The sequence below is a fragment of the Vreelandella sp. H-I2 genome (genome assembly GCF_052959335.1).
On sequence record NZ_JBRAMC010000020.1, the window covers coordinates 1 to 1137 of the forward strand.

The 1137-nt window shown below is 56.2% G+C and carries 1 rRNA gene; it reads left to right on the forward strand.

Annotated elements, in window-relative coordinates:
• Positions 1-17: 17 nt before the first annotated feature.
• Positions 18-1137: ribosomal RNA gene (locus ACUVOF_RS21915) — 16S ribosomal RNA — on the forward strand; the annotation flags it as partial.

Genomic DNA, 1137 nt, shown 5'->3' on the forward strand with positions numbered 1-1137 from the left:
AGGATCACAATGATTTTAAACTGAAGAGTTTGATCATGGCTCAGATTGAACGCTGGCGGCAGGCCTAACACATGCAAGTCGAGCGGTAACAGGTCCTTCGGGATGCTGACGAGCGGCGGACGGGTGAGTAATGCATAGGAATCTGCCCGGTAGTGGGGGATAACCTGGGGAAACCCAGGCTAATACCGCATACGTCCTACGGGAGAAAGGGGGCTCCGGCTCCCGCTATTGGATGAGCCTATGTCGGATTAGCTGGTTGGTGAGGTAACGGCTCACCAAGGCGACGATCCGTAGCTGGTCTGAGAGGATGATCAGCCACATCGGGACTGAGACACGGCCCGAACTCCTACGGGAGGCAGCAGTGGGGAATATTGGACAATGGGGGCAACCCTGATCCAGCCATGCCGCGTGTGTGAAGAAGGCCCTCGGGTTGTAAAGCACTTTCAGCGAGGAAGAACGCCTGGCGGTTAATACCCGCCAGGAAAGACATCACTCGCAGAAGAAGCACCGGCTAACTCCGTGCCAGCAGCCGCGGTAATACGGAGGGTGCAAGCGTTAATCGGAATTACTGGGCGTAAAGCGCGCGTAGGTGGCTTGATAAGCCGGTTGTGAAAGCCCCGGGCTCAACCTGGGAACGGCATCCGGAACTGTCAGGCTAGAGTGCAGGAGAGGAAGGTAGAATTCCCGGTGTAGCGGTGAAATGCGTAGAGATCGGGAGGAATACCAGTGGCGAAGGCGGCCTTCTGGACTGACACTGACACTGAGGTGCGAAAGCGTGGGTAGCAAACAGGATTAGATACCCTGGTAGTCCACGCCGTAAACGATGTCGACCAGCCGTTGGGTGCCTAGCGCACTTTGTGGCGAAGTTAACGCGATAAGTCGACCGCCTGGGGAGTACGGCCGCAAGGTTAAAACTCAAATGAATTGACGGGGGCCCGCACAAGCGGTGGAGCATGTGGTTTAATTCGATGCAACGCGAAGAACCTTACCTACCCTTGACATCCTGCGAACCCGGAAGAGATTCCGGGGTGCCTTCGGGAACGCAGAGACAGGTGCTGCATGGCTGTCGTCAGCTCGTGTTGTGAAATGTTGGGTTAAGTCCCGTAACGAGCGCAACCCTTGTCCTTATTTGCCAGC